Annotated in this window: 24 protein-coding genes; 16 read left to right on the top strand and 8 right to left on the bottom strand. The window is 39.5% G+C overall.

All coding sequences use genetic code 11. The features are described from left to right. Positions 1 to 48: 48 nt before the first annotated feature. Positions 49 to 981 (top strand): hypothetical protein, encoded by a 933-nt coding sequence (locus ABTQ23_RS04000; protein ID WP_408614343.1) that lies wholly within the window; start codon positions 49 to 51, stop codon positions 979 to 981. A 157-nt stretch (positions 982 to 1,138) separates the two neighbouring features. Here ABTQ23_RS04000 and ABTQ23_RS03995 read toward each other — a convergent pair whose 3' ends face one another. Beyond that, positions 1,139 to 1,852 carry a S24 family peptidase gene (locus tag ABTQ23_RS03995; protein ID WP_408614342.1) on the bottom strand — a complete coding sequence of 238 codons (714 nt, stop codon included), beginning with the start codon at positions 1,850 to 1,852 and terminating at the stop codon, positions 1,139 to 1,141. On the opposite strand from ABTQ23_RS03995, the gene ABTQ23_RS03990 reads away from it, so the two are divergent. The 7 genes from ABTQ23_RS03990 to ABTQ23_RS03960 all read left to right on the top strand — a co-directional run bounded on the left by ABTQ23_RS03990 (position 1,851) and on the right by ABTQ23_RS03960 (position 5,589). Then, entirely contained in the window at positions 1,851 to 2,171 is a 321-nt protein-coding gene (locus ABTQ23_RS03990) for a Cro/CI family transcriptional regulator (protein ID WP_408614341.1), read from the top strand. The genes ABTQ23_RS03995 and ABTQ23_RS03990 overlap by 2 nt on opposite strands. Next, positions 2,158 to 2,619, top strand: coding sequence for a YmfL family putative regulatory protein (locus ABTQ23_RS03985; protein WP_408614340.1), 462 nt, complete (start codon positions 2,158 to 2,160; stop codon positions 2,617 to 2,619). Before ABTQ23_RS03990 ends, ABTQ23_RS03985 begins: the two co-directional genes overlap by 14 nt. 4 nt (positions 2,620 to 2,623) lie before the next feature. Continuing rightward, the gene (locus ABTQ23_RS03980) at positions 2,624 to 2,779 is read left to right on the top strand and encodes a hypothetical protein (protein ID WP_408614339.1); all 156 of its coding nucleotides are present in this window, start codon (positions 2,624 to 2,626) and stop codon (positions 2,777 to 2,779) included. Between the two features lie 24 nt (positions 2,780 to 2,803). Then, positions 2,804 to 3,859, top strand: a complete 1,056-nt coding sequence (locus tag ABTQ23_RS03975) for a phage replication protein O (RefSeq protein ID WP_408614338.1) — start codon at positions 2,804 to 2,806, stop codon at positions 3,857 to 3,859. After that, positions 3,856 to 4,485 (top strand): replication protein P, encoded by a 630-nt coding sequence (locus tag ABTQ23_RS03970; protein ID WP_408614337.1) that lies wholly within the window; start codon positions 3,856 to 3,858, stop codon positions 4,483 to 4,485. The genes ABTQ23_RS03975 and ABTQ23_RS03970 overlap by 4 nt, the downstream gene beginning before the upstream one ends. Before the next feature lie 57 nt (positions 4,486 to 4,542). Beyond that, positions 4,543 to 4,863 carry a helix-turn-helix domain-containing protein gene (locus ABTQ23_RS03965; protein WP_408614336.1) on the top strand — a complete coding sequence of 107 codons (321 nt, stop codon included), beginning with the start codon at positions 4,543 to 4,545 and terminating at the stop codon, positions 4,861 to 4,863. A 66-nt stretch (positions 4,864 to 4,929) separates the two neighbouring features. Then, positions 4,930 to 5,589 carry a sce7726 family protein gene (locus tag ABTQ23_RS03960; RefSeq protein WP_408614335.1) on the top strand — a complete coding sequence of 220 codons (660 nt, stop codon included), beginning with the start codon at positions 4,930 to 4,932 and terminating at the stop codon, positions 5,587 to 5,589. On the opposite strand, the gene ABTQ23_RS03955 is transcribed toward ABTQ23_RS03960, so the two are convergent. The 6 genes from ABTQ23_RS03955 to ABTQ23_RS03930 form a co-directional block, all read right to left on the bottom strand. Beyond that, positions 5,533 to 6,579, bottom strand: a complete 1,047-nt coding sequence (locus ABTQ23_RS03955) for a beta family protein (protein ID WP_408614334.1) — start codon at positions 6,577 to 6,579, stop codon at positions 5,533 to 5,535. The two genes, ABTQ23_RS03960 and ABTQ23_RS03955, sit on opposite strands and share 57 nt — an antisense overlap. Next, on the bottom strand, positions 6,576 to 7,121 hold the full coding sequence (locus ABTQ23_RS03950) for an ImmA/IrrE family metallo-endopeptidase (RefSeq protein WP_408614333.1): 546 nt from the start codon (positions 7,119 to 7,121) through the stop codon (positions 6,576 to 6,578). The genes ABTQ23_RS03955 and ABTQ23_RS03950 overlap by 4 nt, the downstream gene beginning before the upstream one ends. A gap of 2 nt (positions 7,122 to 7,123) precedes the next feature. Further along, positions 7,124 to 7,816 carry a hypothetical protein gene (locus ABTQ23_RS03945; RefSeq protein WP_408614332.1) on the bottom strand — a complete coding sequence of 231 codons (693 nt, stop codon included), beginning with the start codon at positions 7,814 to 7,816 and terminating at the stop codon, positions 7,124 to 7,126. A gap of 81 nt (positions 7,817 to 7,897) precedes the next feature. Continuing rightward, positions 7,898 to 8,308: a (deoxy)nucleoside triphosphate pyrophosphohydrolase gene (locus tag ABTQ23_RS03940; protein WP_408614331.1), complete on the bottom strand. Its 411-nt coding sequence runs from the start codon at positions 8,306 to 8,308 to the stop codon at positions 7,898 to 7,900. Positions 8,309 to 8,312: 4 nt separating this feature from the next. Continuing rightward, positions 8,313 to 9,155, bottom strand: a complete 843-nt coding sequence (locus ABTQ23_RS03935; protein WP_408614330.1) for an HNH endonuclease — start codon at positions 9,153 to 9,155, stop codon at positions 8,313 to 8,315. Positions 9,156 to 9,260: 105 nt separating this feature from the next. Beyond that, entirely contained in the window at positions 9,261 to 10,769 is a 1,509-nt protein-coding gene (locus ABTQ23_RS03930; RefSeq protein ID WP_408614329.1) for a T6SS phospholipase effector Tle1-like catalytic domain-containing protein, read from the bottom strand. 250 nt (positions 10,770 to 11,019) lie between these two features. On the opposite strand from ABTQ23_RS03930, the gene ABTQ23_RS03925 reads away from it, so the two are divergent. Beyond that, positions 11,020 to 11,952 (top strand): DUF968 domain-containing protein, encoded by a 933-nt coding sequence (locus ABTQ23_RS03925; protein WP_408614328.1) that lies wholly within the window; start codon positions 11,020 to 11,022, stop codon positions 11,950 to 11,952. 113 nt (positions 11,953 to 12,065) lie between these two features. Here ABTQ23_RS03925 and ABTQ23_RS03920 read toward each other — a convergent pair whose 3' ends face one another. Further along, on the bottom strand, positions 12,066 to 12,764 hold the full coding sequence (locus tag ABTQ23_RS03920; protein WP_408614327.1) for a toll/interleukin-1 receptor domain-containing protein: 699 nt from the start codon (positions 12,762 to 12,764) through the stop codon (positions 12,066 to 12,068). Between the two features lie 212 nt (positions 12,765 to 12,976). Between ABTQ23_RS03920 and ABTQ23_RS03915 the strand changes: the two genes are divergently transcribed. The 7 genes from ABTQ23_RS03915 (at position 12,977) to ABTQ23_RS03890 (ending at position 15,457) form a co-directional block, all read left to right on the top strand. Beyond that, positions 12,977 to 13,519: a hypothetical protein gene (locus ABTQ23_RS03915; protein ID WP_408614326.1), complete on the top strand. Its 543-nt coding sequence runs from the start codon at positions 12,977 to 12,979 to the stop codon at positions 13,517 to 13,519. Continuing rightward, on the top strand, positions 13,519 to 13,680 hold the full coding sequence (locus ABTQ23_RS03910; protein WP_408614325.1) for a hypothetical protein: 162 nt from the start codon (positions 13,519 to 13,521) through the stop codon (positions 13,678 to 13,680). Before ABTQ23_RS03915 ends, ABTQ23_RS03910 begins: the two co-directional genes overlap by 1 nt. 173 nt (positions 13,681 to 13,853) lie before the next feature. Next, positions 13,854 to 14,195 (top strand): hypothetical protein, encoded by a 342-nt coding sequence (locus ABTQ23_RS03905; protein WP_408614324.1) that lies wholly within the window; start codon positions 13,854 to 13,856, stop codon positions 14,193 to 14,195. After that, positions 14,143 to 14,673 (top strand): transglycosylase SLT domain-containing protein, encoded by a 531-nt coding sequence (locus tag ABTQ23_RS03900; protein ID WP_408614323.1) that lies wholly within the window; start codon positions 14,143 to 14,145, stop codon positions 14,671 to 14,673. Before ABTQ23_RS03905 ends, ABTQ23_RS03900 begins: the two co-directional genes overlap by 53 nt. Next, a complete protein-coding gene (locus ABTQ23_RS03895; protein ID WP_408614322.1) occupies positions 14,666 to 15,109 on the top strand; it encodes a hypothetical protein in 444 nt (147 codons plus the stop codon). Before ABTQ23_RS03900 ends, ABTQ23_RS03895 begins: the two co-directional genes overlap by 8 nt. Continuing rightward, on the top strand, positions 15,003 to 15,242 hold the full coding sequence (gene lysC, locus ABTQ23_RS21135; RefSeq protein WP_498038933.1) for an Rz1-like lysis system protein LysC: 240 nt from the start codon (positions 15,003 to 15,005) through the stop codon (positions 15,240 to 15,242). Before ABTQ23_RS03895 ends, lysC begins: the two co-directional genes overlap by 107 nt. Further along, the gene (locus ABTQ23_RS03890) at positions 15,218 to 15,457 is read left to right on the top strand and encodes a hypothetical protein (protein ID WP_408614321.1); all 240 of its coding nucleotides are present in this window, start codon (positions 15,218 to 15,220) and stop codon (positions 15,455 to 15,457) included. Before lysC ends, ABTQ23_RS03890 begins: the two co-directional genes overlap by 25 nt. Positions 15,458 to 15,497: the final 40 nt, after the last annotated feature.

Raw genomic sequence — 15,497 nt, 5'->3', positions numbered from 1 at the left:
TAAGAGTGATTCTCAACGCTTGGCTGTTTTTGCTATGAGTTGTATTTTGTGTTTAAGGTGGTGTGCGGAAGATTTGGTATTGCCGTTGCAGAGGGTTATATTTCAGTGAAATCAACTATAGAATTGGCCAGGGTTGAAGGGGAGAGAATAAAAGCAATTCGACCTTTGGGTGACGAAGAAGTCCAAGAGATTAATGGAGCAATGAAAGAAATATTCGATTTCAACAGGCATTTCAGACTTGTCGAGTATGTGCTTCACAATTTTACCTGCTTAAAGAAAGGTGTCGAAGATTCTCTTGCACGGTTCGCAGGAAGCTCACATACAATAGATTGCTATGATTTAGATTCATTTGGTCATGAAGTAAACATCAATCTATTGAACCTAATGATGTCTGCAAGAACTTTTCTCGATCACATGGAGACCTTTATAAAAAGAGAGTATGGAAAAACATCAGAGGCCATCAATCTTTTTAAAAGATTAACTGCAGAAGAGTTCGATAGTAGGTTTTCATATAAGTTTATGTATAAGTTGCGTAACTATGTTCAGCATTGCGGTATGCCTCCGTTAAGTTATTCCAAGAGTAAAAACTTTGAGGAGTATGATTCTTATGTTGGCATAACTCTAATGTTTGATAGAGATGCATTAATATCAGGTTTTGATGGTTGGGGATCTATTGTTAAACCACAACTGGAATCTCAAGATAATAAGTTCGATGCATTTGCTATTATTGAAGAATTCGTTCTATCTATATTGCGAATATATATCCGTTTTTACGATGAAACCAAGTTCAGTAAAACTCTAGAGGCTAGAAAGCAAATAGTTGAGTTCATTGAACAAAATGACATGTATTTTGAAGATGATTATTGTCTACTTAGAGTATCGGATACAGATGGCGAAAAGGTAACCTTCAACATGTCTTGGATACCGGCATCACTTTTTAGAAAAATGGAGCATTACCTAAGTCTTAGAGACGAAATATAACAATGTGCTGCAATGGGAAAACTAAAAAAGAGCTAGCTTAACCTTGGTGCCTAAACGAGCCTTGGTAAGGATGGTATATAATCAAAAACCATCGAACCACAAACCACCAGAATCAGGAGAGTCTCAACTCTATTAAGGTTATACAATTATATGGAAATTATAAAAGAACCGAGTACCAAAACACTCTTCCAACTATAGTAATCCGCTGCTCTTCGGTTTGTTGCTGAGTATATTCTCTTGCTGGATATTCTGCTTCGTTAAAGCTGTATATGCGCATTCCACCACCAGGTAGGCGATATAATTTCTTGATAAATAATTCACCACCGTGGTTTATCGCAAAAATTTTACCATCTATAAGTTCTTTGTTCCCACAATCGATACCAACTGTTGAACCGTTGGGTAGAACTGGTTCCATGCTGTTGCCTGTTACAACCACGCATACAGCATTTTCAGGTTGAACGTTGTATCTTCTCAGTGTTGATTTGGCAAATCTAAGCCGAAGGCCATGATCTAGTTCAATACTACCGAGTGATCCATTACCTGCTGATAAATGAACTTCTGTAAGAAAAGGTATTGCCACTTCATCTTCTCCTAAAGGAGTAGAGCTATCCCAGACCTGCATATTTCCCAATAATTCTGCATTAGGCATTGCAGCTGTCTTTTCCCCTTTCCCTGTTTGTAACCAAGAAGGATCAACCTTTAGTTTCTTACAAAGTGCTATTAAGTTGCTTCCTTTGGGAGTGGTATCTCCTCGTTCCCATTGAGTGACAGATGCGGCGGAAACCCCAATACTTTTGGCGATATCTTTCTGGGTTAGCTTTAGTTCATTTCGAACTCGACGAATACGTTCGCCAATAGTTTCATTTTGCATGTTAGTAATCTTACATTACGTTGACATAAGTTTTCTTTTATATTTAAATGTAAGAAAACTTATTTTTCGTGGTGCTATGAACAAATTTAAGGTTATAGATCAGATTGGTTCAGTCTCTAAATTGGCTGAGCTTTTAGGAATAACTCATTCAGCTGTATCTCAATGGGATGACATCATCCCCGAAAAACAAGCCCTTCGTATTTCTATTCTGACTCATGGTGCATTGGCGTATGACCCATCGTTTTATCACGCCAATCAGCATAAGCCAGAGAAGCAATCTGCACTACTACAGGGAGAAAAAGTCAATGGTAGATATTAAGGATGCCATTAGAGCGATGTGCAAAGCCTATCCCGGCGGACGTTCTGCCATGGCTGGTGGGTTGGGGATGACGGTCACCCAGTTTAATAACAACCTCTATGAGAAAAATGGCTGTCGCTTTTTTGAGTTGGATGAACTGGAGGCGATGGAAGATTTATCAGGTACCAGTTTGCTGGCTGAGTACTTTGCGCATCGCCAGAATAAATTGCTGGTGGATATGCCAGACCCAAAAGAGCTCGATAATTTGGAGCTTTTCCGCATTCGTCTGAACGCCTCTGCTGATGCAGGGCAATTAGATATCACCATGGCCAAAAGTTTGGAAGATGGTCAGGTTGACTCTCACGAAGAACAGCTTTTATTAGAACAGCTGCGCAAGTTTTTAACGAGTAAGGCCAACGAACTGCAGGCTTTTATTCGTGTTCACCGTTCAGATACCGCAAGGGAGTAGGGCAATGATCCGTGTCTTAGCATCTAAACCCAATGAACCGTTTCGCTATGAGTTCAATGTATCAGGCCATTGGGTGTCATGTAACTACAAGATGGCTGCCATGTTAGTAGGCATCGCTTCGCGCGTTGCGAAAACATCGTACCAACGGACAAAAGGTTAAACGCTAAACAGCAGGTGAAAGATTATGAGTAATGTAGTGGCACTGAGACCTGAGTTGATTGCTCCGGATGCGTCGAGTTATCAGCGGGTTTCTGATAATAAACAGGCGGGATTTATTGTGCTTTGGCGAAGTTTATTTGAACAGGGCTGGGCTCAAAATGTGTATCGGCTGGCGGCGTTTGTTCGGTTGTTAGGGCGCGCCTCTCATCAGGCAAGAGTCGTGCGCTATAAATCGAAAAACTGGCAATTAGGCCGTGGCCAGTTGGTGGTGAATGCCAGTGAACTGGCTCAGGAACTACGAGACACCAATAACCGACCGATGACTCGCTCACAGGTCAAACGGTTGTTAGATGGGTTTAAAACTGAAGGGATTATTGAGATAGAGGGCACACCCTTTGGCTCTGTTGTGACGATTTGTAATTATGACCAATATCAGTCGGCTGGTTCGTCTGTTGAGTTATTCAATGCTGAGAATTCGGTGCAAAATAGTGTGACGCCCGATCAGCCACCCGTCACACCTGCCGTTACACCTCGCGATCAACCTAATCCCTTGGAGGACATGGGCTCAGAGGGGAATGTTGATCAGCCTTGCGTTACACCTTGCGATCACCCACCCGTGACAACAACAGAACAACCATTAAAACAATCTAGTAAGAGTAAAGAACTGTGTCCGGACTCTGACGAGCCCGAACCCGACAACTCAAAACTTAATTTTGATTCAGACGATTTAAAAACTGCATCCTGGATGGCGAAGCGGGTGATTCAAATCCACCAGCAGGAAGGATTACCCGGCAAAGTGCCTGCCCCTAATCTCAAAAGTTGGTCCACAACCATTGGCCGGATGCGGCGTATCGACAAACTCACTCATCATGATATCTGTGCGTTGTTCGATTGGTGCTGCAAGGATGATTTTGAGCGGGCGAATGTTCGAAGCCCTGAGAAACTACGGAAACGGTTTCAGGAACTTTGGCTAAAAGCGTTCAGTAAGCCGCAGGGCAGAGATGATATCGATGATGACGATGATATGAGTTGGATGGATGGCATGACAATTCCAACACCAAACGGAGGGCTCCAGCAATGAGAACAGTTCAGGATTCAATGGCTCAGCTCAAGATGAACCCAATGCCAGCGCAAGAACAGGCTCAAGCGCCCAGTTCTGCTGATGGTGAGTTTTTTATTGAGGTTTGGCGCCAGCTTAAGGTGGCATTCCCTGCATGGCGTCAGGCATTCCCAAACAAAAATGCAGAGCAATCTGCAAAACGGGTGTGGCTGATTGCATTGATTGAGAACGGTGTGACCAGTGATGAGCAAATTCAGATTGGTTTGCGCATGGCTCGGCAGATGGAAATCCCATTTTTCCCAAGCCCTGGGCAATTTATCAAGTGGTGCCGACCAACCCCTGAAATGCTGGGTTTACCGGATATGGAGAGCGCCTATCGGCAGGCGGTGACATTGCGACCCGCGCATGTTGTGGTGAAAGCGGCGATTCGAGCCACTCGGTTTGAACGAGGCACTTTGGTTGAGTCTGAGTTTCGCAAAGTGTTTGAGCGCTCATACGACATTATCTGCCGCCGTTATGCCCATGGCGAAGATATTGAAGCTTCTATTTCAAAAGCTATCCCGACAAAGGCCACCTCAAAGCCGGTAAGTGCTGAAAAAGGGATGGATTATATTGCAGCGGCTCGATGGCAGTTAGGGTTACGTTAGTTCGCCTACAAACGAGGGGAAAAAACGGAAGTGGCCATCTTATAAGGAGGAATGACAATGAATTTAAGCCGACCTGAAATGACCTTTCACTGGCGTGACAGTGTGAACTCTGGACGACAGATCATTTCTCAAGAAAAGCAGCTGGCACCGCAGCCTGAGATCCGCCCTTTAAGTGAATCGGCCAAAAAGCTGCGGGGTATCTGTGAGCCTGTTCGTTCTGAGAACTTAGAGAAAGCAATGGTGGAATATCTCACAACAAAAACCACGATGCGACGCGCGGCTAAAAAGTGGGGAATAAGTCCAACGACACTGTGTCGGCACCTCGGGAAGTTGAATCGGGTGAGTCGGGGAAAGTTGTTGGCTAACAATCTTAGATGAAGCAACTACCACTGTACATTTATACACGTAAGCAGTACTATTTGAACATTAACATAATGGCTATTTATGAAAGAAATCCAAATCAAAACTCGTCTCGTAGAGTATCTACTTCAAATTGATAGTAAATTATCTTTGGGTGCTGAAGTTCCATTCCAATTTGGTAGTAGAAGAGCCGATATCATTAGTCTCTCTGGAGATATAGCCACTGCATTTGAAATAAAGGGTGCAGAGGATACTGTTATGCGATTAGATTATCAGATTAATAGTTATAAGAATTATTTCGATTATTGCTTTGTTGTTTGCGAAGATAGCAATTTAAATCAGGTTAGGAAAGCTATTGGTAAAGAAATTGGTATAATAGTTATTACTGAAAAAAGTGTTAAAGAAATTAGAAAATCTGCACGATTTAAAAGGTTAAACAAGATTAGTTTGGCTAGTACACTGGCTATTTCAGATCTTAGGAAAATTATTAAAGATAATAGAATTAGAGCTAAGCATGACTTGTGTGAAAAGTTGGCAAATAATTATTCACTCAATGAAATAAAAAAAATATCTAGAGAAAGCCTGTTATACAGATATAAAAAGGTATCAGAGTTATTGAAAATAGATAAAGGTGAAAAGTTAAACCCAGACGACATTCTTATCATAACAAGAATGCCTCCTGAACCATTATTCACTAAGTCTAAGATTAACTCTTGTATGGATATAATAAACCATACGAACTGAAATCCAAAATGAAGGGCTTATTCCTTGTGGTGCATCCTGGCTAGCAAGCAATATTTGCTCATCTGCCCATGTGTGTAAATTCCGATATTTCCGGTCAGCACGCATGTTTCTTGCACAACGAGGATAGCTCCCATCATCACGTCTATATCTCTTATAAATAAATCTATCTGTTAGTGAAATATCTATTCGAGGAACAAAAGTTCCTCCTTTTATTTCTATTTGCTCTGTATTTATTGAAGCATAATCTCCATACTTTACATCTATTTCATTAGAAACTTCTTGGTATATTATTTCCTCATCAATTGAAAACTCACCATCGGAATCACTATTGCCTTCCTTTGCTGGGTTAGAAGGAAAAGATGTACAAGCTATTACTACTTCATTAATATGATCTAAGTTTAAAATCTCTTGAGAAGAATCAATGAAATTTGTTATTACATTATCTTTATCTTCATATCTGATATAATCAGCATCTAAAATAACTATTAAATTGGCATCATCAGATAAGTTATCTATTATAGGCCCCAAATAATATTCATAGTCACCACTTTCTAGATTATATGGAAATCTAACAGCTAACATATTTGATGTCTGTGATTGAATTCTAATAAACTTCTCAACCTCTTTAAAGCTACCTTCATCATCCTCATAAATATGAATCATCGGGATGATATTCATATCTGTAAATAGATTTAGAAAGTATCTCCATTCAGAAAAACCATCGAAAGGGTTGAGTAGTTGTTCAATCTGAGGGTTTAAGTATTTTGGGGATGTACAAAGATCTAAAATAAAAGGTCTATTCCCTTGTATATCTCCGATTCTTTTCATCCTTCGATGTATGTCCCCATCTGGGGCTTTTTTTGTTATTCTCGATTTCGTTAATTCATATATAGGTAAAATATTATTTTCTACATCTTCACTTAAGTGATCAAAACACCTCAATTCGGCATCTCTAGTTTTTATTATTGGAAAATAAATATAATCACTCATAAATTATGACCACTATATCCAAGTTGTTTTGCTCTTATTCTAACTGCCATTGATGATACTTGGAAATGTTCCGAAATATCTTTTACATTTGATGAATTGTTTTTTACAAATTCATCAAATAATTTTTTAGGCATTAATAATTCTGCTGCAAATCTGTTAGCTTCAGCTTCCATTGCGTTAGACTCGGAGTTTCTAAAAAAAGTAGTATCAATAAATTCGTCATTACATGCGCCATGTTTAATGTGATGTGCAATTTCATGTGCAATAGTAAATCTCTGTCTATGAGGGTGATGTAAAGAATTTACTGTCATATACCACTGACCTGTTTTTTTATCTTTTTTTAATTCTCCTGATTTATCATCCTCCATCGGCTCAAATCGCATTTTTATATTTAAAAGAACTACTAGTTTAGAAATATCTAATGGATCTGTTTCTATGCCATTTTTTTTTGCTAATGTGAGGACATTATCAGGAGTTTCTAACACTTCAAAAGCGTCGGTTTCTGGGGTATGTATTTTCTGTCTACTTTTGATAAAAGCCATAATTAATCATTCTTCTCTAAATTATATTCACCATCATTCTCACTGTTGTCTAATTCAGATAATCTCTTTATCAATATAGAGATATGGTTTCTGATTTCCTGTCTTTCACTAATTAAATTATTAATATTTTCTTCATTACTATATATAATAGGAAGTAGCTCATCTACTATTTTTATTTTTTCATCTAATGTTTGAGCTGTTGAGTTATAATCATCTCGAACATTTTTTGTGATTTTTTTGAAGGAAGAGTCAATAAGGGTTCGAAATGAAACACTATTAACGTATGACTCGACTTTGTTTTCTGCAGCCTCGATAGATTTTTCATTTGATGAAGATTTTATAAAGATAAAAGAAAAAGCTGCGATAATTCCATTCAGTGCAATTAAAAGTGTAATAATTGTTTGATAAAAGGAACTCTGGAATCCCCATAAATCATCGAGACTTAATAATGTTCCATTTTCAACCATTTCTCCTAAATGGAAAATGGTAACTGGATCTGTATATTTATGAGGGTTAGCTAATACCAGAGAATGTGCATATCCAGTATATTTTAATAATGATGGGGCGGAAAAAAACTGGAGGGCTAATAATAATAAAAGTACAGTTGCACTAGCTGTTAATAAGCAAGAATAAACTATTATCTTCCAAATAGCTGTTGGTGAATTCTGCTTATGTTCTGGAGACGGTTCCTTCATTGACAGCCTAAATCCTGTTAACTATGACTTCAGTATAACATTTAACGATAAGATAATCATTAATGAGTATCACATAGTCAGTCATTGTTCAATATTTGTTTGTGTTAAGAGTATTCTTATCACTTTTTTGTCTGCATCAGCTAATTCTATTGTACTAATACTTTTAAGAGTTAACCAAGCTAAATTGATATGCTCTATTAGCGTTATTTCGGAAGATTTCAATTGACATAAAAAACAATGCATCGTGATATGGAAGTCAGGATATTCATGCTTAACTGTCGTCAAAAGCTTGATCCCGCTAATTTCAATTTTGAGTTCTTCTTTTAGTTCTCTTTGTAAAGCTGACTCCAATGATTCTCCAGGCTCTACTTTTCCGCCAGGAAACTCCCATTTATAGCTAACGTAGTCGTATTTTGCTTTACCTCGTTGAACGGCTAAGTATTTTCCGTCTCGATAAATCACTGCTGCAACGACTTCGATGTGCTTTTTCATTTGTTCATTCTTTTGATAAAAGGTGGGTCACTTGTGCCTCAAGAAATGCTACATCTTTCGGATCATTGAGTACATGCATTTTCCTGTGGCAATTAGGACATAGTGCTACAGTGTTTTCAGGTGTGTCGCTACCGCCATTTGATAGCCATTCTATGTGATGCGTTTCTAAATATGGGAGCCCTTTCTTATTCGTAAATGGCGCAGGATTACCACAGAGTTGGCAATGTCCATCTGCAAGTCGCTTTGCATACTCTGATACCCATTCATCACGCTCGTATACAGTTGCAGTTGTTTTTGATGTATTAGGTATTCGTTTCGAGTGGGATTGTTCAGCCCGTATGGATAGCTCAGCCATACTTAATCTGGCTGCTTTTCTCTGCTTTACTTCTCGAACATGTTGTCTATCGGTCGCACTTGCGACTCGTTGAGTTGACTTAAGTTGGAGAGGAAATATATAGACTGGGCGTGAAGAGCCATCGTGGCCTGGTTGACTTTCTGTATACGGTGGGTCAACTAAGAGTACTTCCCCCTGGTAGGTATATTCTTTATCTTTAAATACCTCGAACAGATAAATTGATATTCCATTTGTCTCTGATTGAGCGAGAGTTTTGTTCTGCGCAAAGTTTAGGCTCTGAGCACCAGTTGTCCCCATGCCTGTATAGTGTAGGGTGTTGCCGTCCCATCGATCGTCGTAAATCGATTTTATATGGTTTGAGATAAGAACTAGGGTATTGGTCGAGTTGGACTTTCTCATCCCACCTTGAGGACTGCATCCAAAAATATCGCATAACTGTTGATTGTTGATCTTTTCTCCAGGAGCAAGATGAGGAAAGGCTACAGCTGGCATGTGAACTCCTTGTCTAGGTAATTGATCCGATACTTTAAGTCTAATAGGCTGATTTTGATGTAGTAAAAGAGCGCATCTAGTCTCTACCAAATGCGCCATTCATTATTATTCTACTTTTGTTACTACAAGAGTCACGCTTCCATGATTATTGAAATAGAATTTCCAGGCATCATTTGCATATGCATATAAGTACCCTGATTTTTGAGGTGTGAAATTATCAAGTCCTTTTCCAATATAGAACGTTTCATGTTGCCCTAGTGCATGGGGATCACTAGGAGATGTTAAGTTAGAAGCTACTGAGCCAATTAAGCTAAACCATGGAGCATTTTCATCTCTTTTAGTGCCCGATATATTGGCAGATGGATTTTTTTCTATTTTTTTTAGTAAGGGTTCAAATTTCCCAACAGCTGACATTGCGAGGTGGAATATTTCTGAAGGATGAAACTTATCATCACTATCTCCACTTGCATCACAGACTACATCGCCATCTTTCCATGTTCCCTTGGCACTAAACGCATAGTGTTTACCTTCTTCTAACCATATGCCTGTCTCATTCCATTGTTGATCTGCATATATATTTATAGATGTACCTTTTGCATCTATTTTTCTATCTAGATGGTATGGTGCATCTGAAATGGGGGGAAAATCATGTCGTTCTATAGCCGATTGATCATATTTATTTTGTTCGGTTGTAAAGTTCGGAATACTTCTAGGTCTTGTTTCTAAGAGTTTAAATACACCATTGCATGAGTCATGTTTCGGTGCTTGACTACATGGGTGTATTTGCTCGAGCATTTTGTGATCAAAAATTAAATCATCTGGGGTTTCGTCTATCATCCATTTGAGAGCACCATCGGATAGTCCAGTTTCGGGATATCCTCCTCCGACATCTGAGTGAACTCCCGGAAACCATCTTTGAACTAGGTCTACTTCGTCTTGTTCTGTTTTGTTTTCGTCCCACAGGGTGGGTTGAAAGGTTTTACGTTTTTCATCAATAGATAATGCTTGTCTAGCATGTATAATATTGGTGCTTATTTTTGTGTCATAAAAATAGTATTTCTTAGGTTCATCGAAAAGTTTTAAAATGCCTATTTCATCTGGAATTCCCAAAGCTCCAACTGTATCCCAAACACCAATAAAGAAAATTTTAATATCAGAGGTGAATTCATCGAGTTCGCTCCATTTATCTTTATCTTTTTTTCCTCTATAACCTAATGAGAATGCTTTATCTATCTTTTCCCATATATCTTTTTCGCTCAGTCCTTCTGTTTTCAGAAGTCCACACTCCGTAATAAATCCAGCTAAGCTTCTAACCGTATAAGCTCCTCTACTAAATCCATAAAGATATATCTTATCTCCTTCTTTATAATTATCACAAAGAAAGTGATAGGCACTTTTTATATCTTTGTTTAATCCTTCACCTAACCCACCACCCAGTAGCTTATTGGCTAGGCCATGACCTGTGCCGACTCCTGGATGATAGTATTTTAATTGTTCAGTAGTAGGAGCTATTGCATTATAGATTCGGACAACGTTTGTTGGAGATAACATCTCGTCAGTTTCTTGTTCTAAACTGTTCCATGTACCATCACAGCAGCAGATAATATTTCTCATTATTAATCATTCCTTCGATTTGTGTGAGATTTTATAATAAGGCTTACAGCTGTGATTTCTTATTTATTTACAATTTAAATAATGGTTAATTATTTATTATTAGTAACTTTTTTATTCGTGTCTAAAATAAAAAGAATATGAATATATATTATTAGTTATTTTTTATTAAACCGATATTCTCGATTGTCTTAAATCAAGTTGCTTGTTTCATTTTACACATTAGATTTCTCTGAAAAACAGGGAGAATAAATTGAAACTAGTAGTAAATGCAATTATTCAAAGAGAATTAAAAGCTTTAATCATTCCATTACAAGATTATTGGAGCCATATCAATCTAATCGACTTAAGTCGGGTCTGTTTGAGTCCTGCTCTTGATCATCAATCTGATGGGGTGAGCTTTGCTCAGCAGACTGCTCGCTGGTGGCACAAGTATCAAAAGGAATTGACCGATTTTTTTGCTAATCCTCAGGTTTTACATCTGTTAGGTGATTTTCGTAAATGGTTGTTACGCCAATCTTGTGAATTCGAGCAAGAGGGCGGCTGTGTGGGGGGTATTGTGATACATGGTAATTATCCATATTGTTCGCCACGATGTTGGCACCATGATTTAGATGATCGATTATCGCATGTGAACTGGCTACTTCGTTTTGGGCTACAGACTATTGCAAGCCATCGGCACAGTAAACAGATAGATATCGATCATGTTGTGAGTTGGGCTGTTATCAATCATGTTGCTGATTTGCTTCCAGAGATGCTGGTGGCTGAGTTTAATCAAGTTCCTCTGCCATCGATTCATAATCAGATGGTTCCAATGCCTACAGATATTCTTGCCCGCCATGTAAAACCCATAAACTTAACTGTTGAGCCTGAGCCACCAGCGATGTTTATGGTGAAGCCTAAAGCACAGCGTTTTCAAAGTGAAAAGTACCTGCAGTTTGTTCGTTCGCTACCGTGTGTGATTACAGGTAAATCTGAAGGCGTTGAAGCGCATCACCTTATTGGGCATGGCGTAAGCGCTATGGGGACAAAGACTCATGATTTATTCACATTCCCATTAAGCCATGATGAACATATGAACTTGCATCAGATTGGGTGGCAAGCATGGGAGAAACAACATTCATCCCAGATTGAGTATGTGTTTAGAACGTTGATGAAAGCATGTGAGCTGGGTGTCTTTAATTAGCTGTGATTTAATAGATAAAATACGTTAGAGATTTCGCACTAACGCATTTTATTTTGGTTAAAAAATAATTGTTACTTTATGCTTTTTATTAAAGGAGATTCTAACAACCTATATTAGATAGTAACTAATTCTGCGATTTTTTTAGCAACTATTTCCATTGAATCTTCTGAAGTATCCAAACCACTTCTTGATGCAAGTAAAGGACTAATATTACGTAATTCCTCGTATGTTGTGTTATGGACTACTGGCACTAGCTGGTTTCCAGCTAAAAGTGCAGAAAGTTCTTTATCTGCAACCCCCTCTTTAGGAAGTCGGTTTAACATTGCGGGGGTTACTAAAACGAGCCCTACTCGAGAATTTCTCAAACCTTTATCAATTGCTCTCATCATAGGTACGCCAAGAGCTAAATCTTTTTCACTGAACCAAACTTTTACTCCTGCTGCTTCAAGTAAGTCATGTAGTTCTTTTGCTGGACCAGCTCGGTCATCCCAAGCATGGCAAAGAAAAATATCTCGAAGATCAGGTTGTTCTGCTGCTCTGGCTTCAACTGTTTCCCGAATCGGATTGAGTGATTGAATTTGTGCCGAAGTATAAAATACAGATGAGCCTGGTTTCGACCAACGAGGTTGAGATGTACCACTAGAACGATTCGTTAAGTTTGTGGTGCCGTTGTATCTGCTGTTACCATAAGAGGCGTAACTAGAGGTGTAACTGCTATTGCTATAACGGCTGTTTTTATATCGACAAACAGGACATGCCGCTGCTGCAGCTGCCGAACGATGGCCTTTTACTGGTGCGGTGCATCTTGCCATTTACATGATCTCCATATTCAATATTTGTTTAATATTTCTCCAATTGTTTATTCTAGACAGAATACATATGGTTTCTTATTATAATTGTGATTACTGTCAATAAAACAAAGACCGATTATTCCCTGTCATTTATTCACTTTAGATAATATTGTTGCTTGTTTCTGGTCCGTTCATATCATCTACAATGTTTTAAGTTAATGAGTAGGTGATGAATGTTGAATAATCCCATCGAAGCCTGGCATGATGCTTTTTGTTCCATTCGTTCTCGTTCTGGTGATGGAAATAGCGGTATAACTTGGGATGTTATGCAAGGCGAGTTAGCAAAAGTTAAACATGCTGTTTTAGCGTTACCTAAAAGCCAGCTTGATATCGGCATGGTTATGTTTGCGCCCGATGATGCCCAGGGCAAATACTTAGAGCGAACCTCTCAATTTGTTTATCGTAGTTTGCTAACGCTTCATCCAGATTGGGGCAACAGTCTAAAGCAAGTTAGACGCATTTCTCTGCTGGTGGATGTTATCATTCTTAAAAGTCGTCGAGAAATTAATGACACTCAATTCGTTATCTCTAACTCAGAAATCGCTCGCAGTATAGGCATAAGTGCTTCTGCATATAGTCGTGATTATCAGAACAGTGTGAATTCTGTTATTGAGAGGCTCAAACAAACTGCAACAGATGCATTGCTGAATATTGAAACCGTATGTGGTTATATCCGTAAGCAATACAGGATGTCCGTCAAATCCTTGGAGTGTTAATGTCCAAAGCAAACACGACTTCTTCTGAAGTTAAAAAACTATCGAGTTTTTCTAGATTTTTTAAATACAGTTCGGTTCAAGAACGGAAAGCTGTGTATGCTCGAATTATTGATGCTTCGATCAAATCACAGCAAGAAGTGATGGCAAAAGCCAAACGTTAATATTTATTCTGATGATTTTTGAAGGCAGCTATTTTTAGGCTGCTTTTTTGTTTTTAGTGTATTGCAATTTGTGAATGTTCCACGCATTGTTTCTCTAACCTGCTGATGAGTACGACCAAAAGCCTGTAGATTTCGATTTACGGGCTTTTTTATATCTGAAATTTGGTGAATCTATGAAATTGTTATCGAAGTGGGCCAAGTTCTTTGGCTCTAGAGAAACGCTGGTTTGGTTGGGAATTAGCATCGGTATTGTCGCCATCATTGGCTTTGTTTGGCTTTTTCATCAAAGCCCTATTTTTACATCATTTGTGAGTTTCGTGGTGAGTCTTGTTCGTTCCTGCACTGTGGTTTTATTGGCTTGGTTTACGTTGCGATTTTTTGACCGCAGTAGCCACCTGACATTTTACCAATGGTCGAGACGTGTTGATGATAAATACCACCAGATCGCTATGGGTCTGTATTTTGGCCTGCGCTGCCTTGCTGTGTTCATCGCCTTCGCAATCGGCATGGCGTAAAGTTTACGATTGGCGTATTAAAAAAGCCGCCCGTCATTATCTTCCCTATGAGCCATGGCTGCTCTATAAAGCACAATTAATCCAGGAATCTTCGTTAAACCCAGATGCTCAAAGCGCTGTGGGTGCAAGAGGAATTGCGCAATTTATGCCGCAGACCTGGGATGAAACGGCCAAAGCGCTGGGGTTCCATGGTGAGCCCACGGATGTGCGTTTGGCAATTCCTGCCGGAGCTTATTACATGGCTAAGCTGCGTTATGTTTGGCGCTGGCCACGATCAGAGACGGACCGTTATAACCTTGCTTTGGCCTGCTACAACGTGGGGTGTGGGTGGATATTGAAGGCGCAAAAGGTTTGCGGTGACCCATCCGGGTATCAACCCATTATGGCGTGTCTGCCTGATGTGATGAAAGACCCCACTGAAACACTGAATTATGTGCCTAAAATCCGTCAGATTTATGAGGATATATCCCGTGAGTAAATTTGCTATCTGGGCCTGCTTTGGCCTGGCGCTATTTGTTGGCTTTCAGCAATGGCGCATTGGTGGATTACATTCTGATTTGACCTCGGCCCACAAAGATATTCAAACACTCACGACAAACCGAAATGAGCTGGCCGGGTCGTTATCGTCTTCAGAGGCGGATAACCACGCCCTTAAACAAGAAATTAAACGCCGCGAACAGATATTGCTCCAGAGGAACAATGAACTGGCTCTGCAGCGTACTCAATTAGCTGAGCTTTCGGACAAACTTGAAGGACTGAGAAAAACAAATGACAAAGTTAAATCGTGGTCTATTGCTCGTGTTCCCGATGCTGTTATCCGCTTGCTCGGCTCTTCCATCCGTTCAAAAGGTGATCGTCAGGACACAGCACGACAAAGTTCTGCCACCGCAGGAATATATCCAGCCCACCAATGAACCGAAGGAACTAACCATTCCAGCAGTGAACTATGACTTAGTGCATTACGGGATTGATTTACGTGCGGCCCTTCAGCGCTGCAATGCAGATAAACGGAGTTTAAGACAATGGCAAGCCACACAAGCCCAGTGAGCCAAATTGTTTCAAATGTATCCTCCGGGATTGCATTGTCTCAGAGTGTGCAAAACAGTGGCTTTGCAAAGTCATTGTTATCCGCATCATTTGATCAACTCATCCATGGCCAGTTTCATTTTCAGGCCGGGGATATCGTGACCCTGATTGTGACCACCATTGTGATTTATAACTTTGTGGTCCCACGATTAAGAGGTCGCAGGAATAAGACTTAAATAACGCTACAAAAACTGAACACATTGTCCGATGTTTGCG

It is taken from the genome of Celerinatantimonas sediminis, from assembly GCF_046054195.1.
Taxonomy (GTDB): Bacteria; Pseudomonadota; Gammaproteobacteria; order Enterobacterales; family Celerinatantimonadaceae; genus Celerinatantimonas.
The sequence above is the reverse complement of the archived record's forward strand: the minus strand, read 5'-3'. Positions and strand labels throughout refer to the sequence as shown.

What these genes read in the sequence shown, in the direction of transcription:
- ABTQ23_RS03975 (WP_408614338.1), top strand. Translation starts at nt 2,804, where the DNA reads ATGAGTAATGTAGTGGCACTGAGACCTGAGTTGATTGCTCCGGATGCG.
- ABTQ23_RS03985 (WP_408614340.1), top strand. Translation starts at nt 2,158, where the DNA reads ATGGTAGATATTAAGGATGCCATTAGAGCGATGTGCAAAGCCTATCCC.
- ABTQ23_RS03980 (WP_408614339.1), top strand. Translation starts at nt 2,624, where the DNA reads ATGATCCGTGTCTTAGCATCTAAACCCAATGAACCGTTTCGCTATGAG.
- ABTQ23_RS03905 (WP_408614324.1), top strand. Translation starts at nt 13,854, where the DNA reads ATGAAATTGTTATCGAAGTGGGCCAAGTTCTTTGGCTCTAGAGAAACG.
- lysC (WP_498038933.1), top strand. Translation starts at nt 15,003, where the DNA reads ATGCTGTTATCCGCTTGCTCGGCTCTTCCATCCGTTCAAAAGGTGATC.
- ABTQ23_RS03965 (WP_408614336.1), top strand. Translation starts at nt 4,543, where the DNA reads ATGAATTTAAGCCGACCTGAAATGACCTTTCACTGGCGTGACAGTGTG.
- ABTQ23_RS03990 (WP_408614341.1), top strand. Translation starts at nt 1,851, where the DNA reads ATGTTAGTAATCTTACATTACGTTGACATAAGTTTTCTTTTATATTTA.
- ABTQ23_RS03945 (WP_408614332.1), bottom strand. Translation starts at nt 7,816, where the DNA reads ATGAAGGAACCGTCTCCAGAACATAAGCAGAATTCACCAACAGCTATT.
- ABTQ23_RS03890 (WP_408614321.1), top strand. Translation starts at nt 15,218, where the DNA reads ATGGCAAGCCACACAAGCCCAGTGAGCCAAATTGTTTCAAATGTATCC.
- ABTQ23_RS03920 (WP_408614327.1), bottom strand. Translation starts at nt 12,764, where the DNA reads ATGGCAAGATGCACCGCACCAGTAAAAGGCCATCGTTCGGCAGCTGCA.
- ABTQ23_RS03955 (WP_408614334.1), bottom strand. Translation starts at nt 6,579, where the DNA reads ATGAGTGATTATATTTATTTTCCAATAATAAAAACTAGAGATGCCGAA.
- ABTQ23_RS03970 (WP_408614337.1), top strand. Translation starts at nt 3,856, where the DNA reads ATGAGAACAGTTCAGGATTCAATGGCTCAGCTCAAGATGAACCCAATG.
- ABTQ23_RS03950 (WP_408614333.1), bottom strand. Translation starts at nt 7,121, where the DNA reads ATGGCTTTTATCAAAAGTAGACAGAAAATACATACCCCAGAAACCGAC.
- ABTQ23_RS03930 (WP_408614329.1), bottom strand. Translation starts at nt 10,769, where the DNA reads ATGAGAAATATTATCTGCTGCTGTGATGGTACATGGAACAGTTTAGAA.
- ABTQ23_RS03910 (WP_408614325.1), top strand. Translation starts at nt 13,519, where the DNA reads ATGTCCAAAGCAAACACGACTTCTTCTGAAGTTAAAAAACTATCGAGT.
- ABTQ23_RS03940 (WP_408614331.1), bottom strand. Translation starts at nt 8,308, where the DNA reads ATGAAAAAGCACATCGAAGTCGTTGCAGCAGTGATTTATCGAGACGGA.
- ABTQ23_RS03915 (WP_408614326.1), top strand. Translation starts at nt 12,977, where the DNA reads ATGTTGAATAATCCCATCGAAGCCTGGCATGATGCTTTTTGTTCCATT.
- ABTQ23_RS03960 (WP_408614335.1), top strand. Translation starts at nt 4,930, where the DNA reads ATGAAAGAAATCCAAATCAAAACTCGTCTCGTAGAGTATCTACTTCAA.
- ABTQ23_RS03935 (WP_408614330.1), bottom strand. Translation starts at nt 9,155, where the DNA reads ATGCCAGCTGTAGCCTTTCCTCATCTTGCTCCTGGAGAAAAGATCAAC.
- ABTQ23_RS03995 (WP_408614342.1), bottom strand. Translation starts at nt 1,852, where the DNA reads ATGCAAAATGAAACTATTGGCGAACGTATTCGTCGAGTTCGAAATGAA.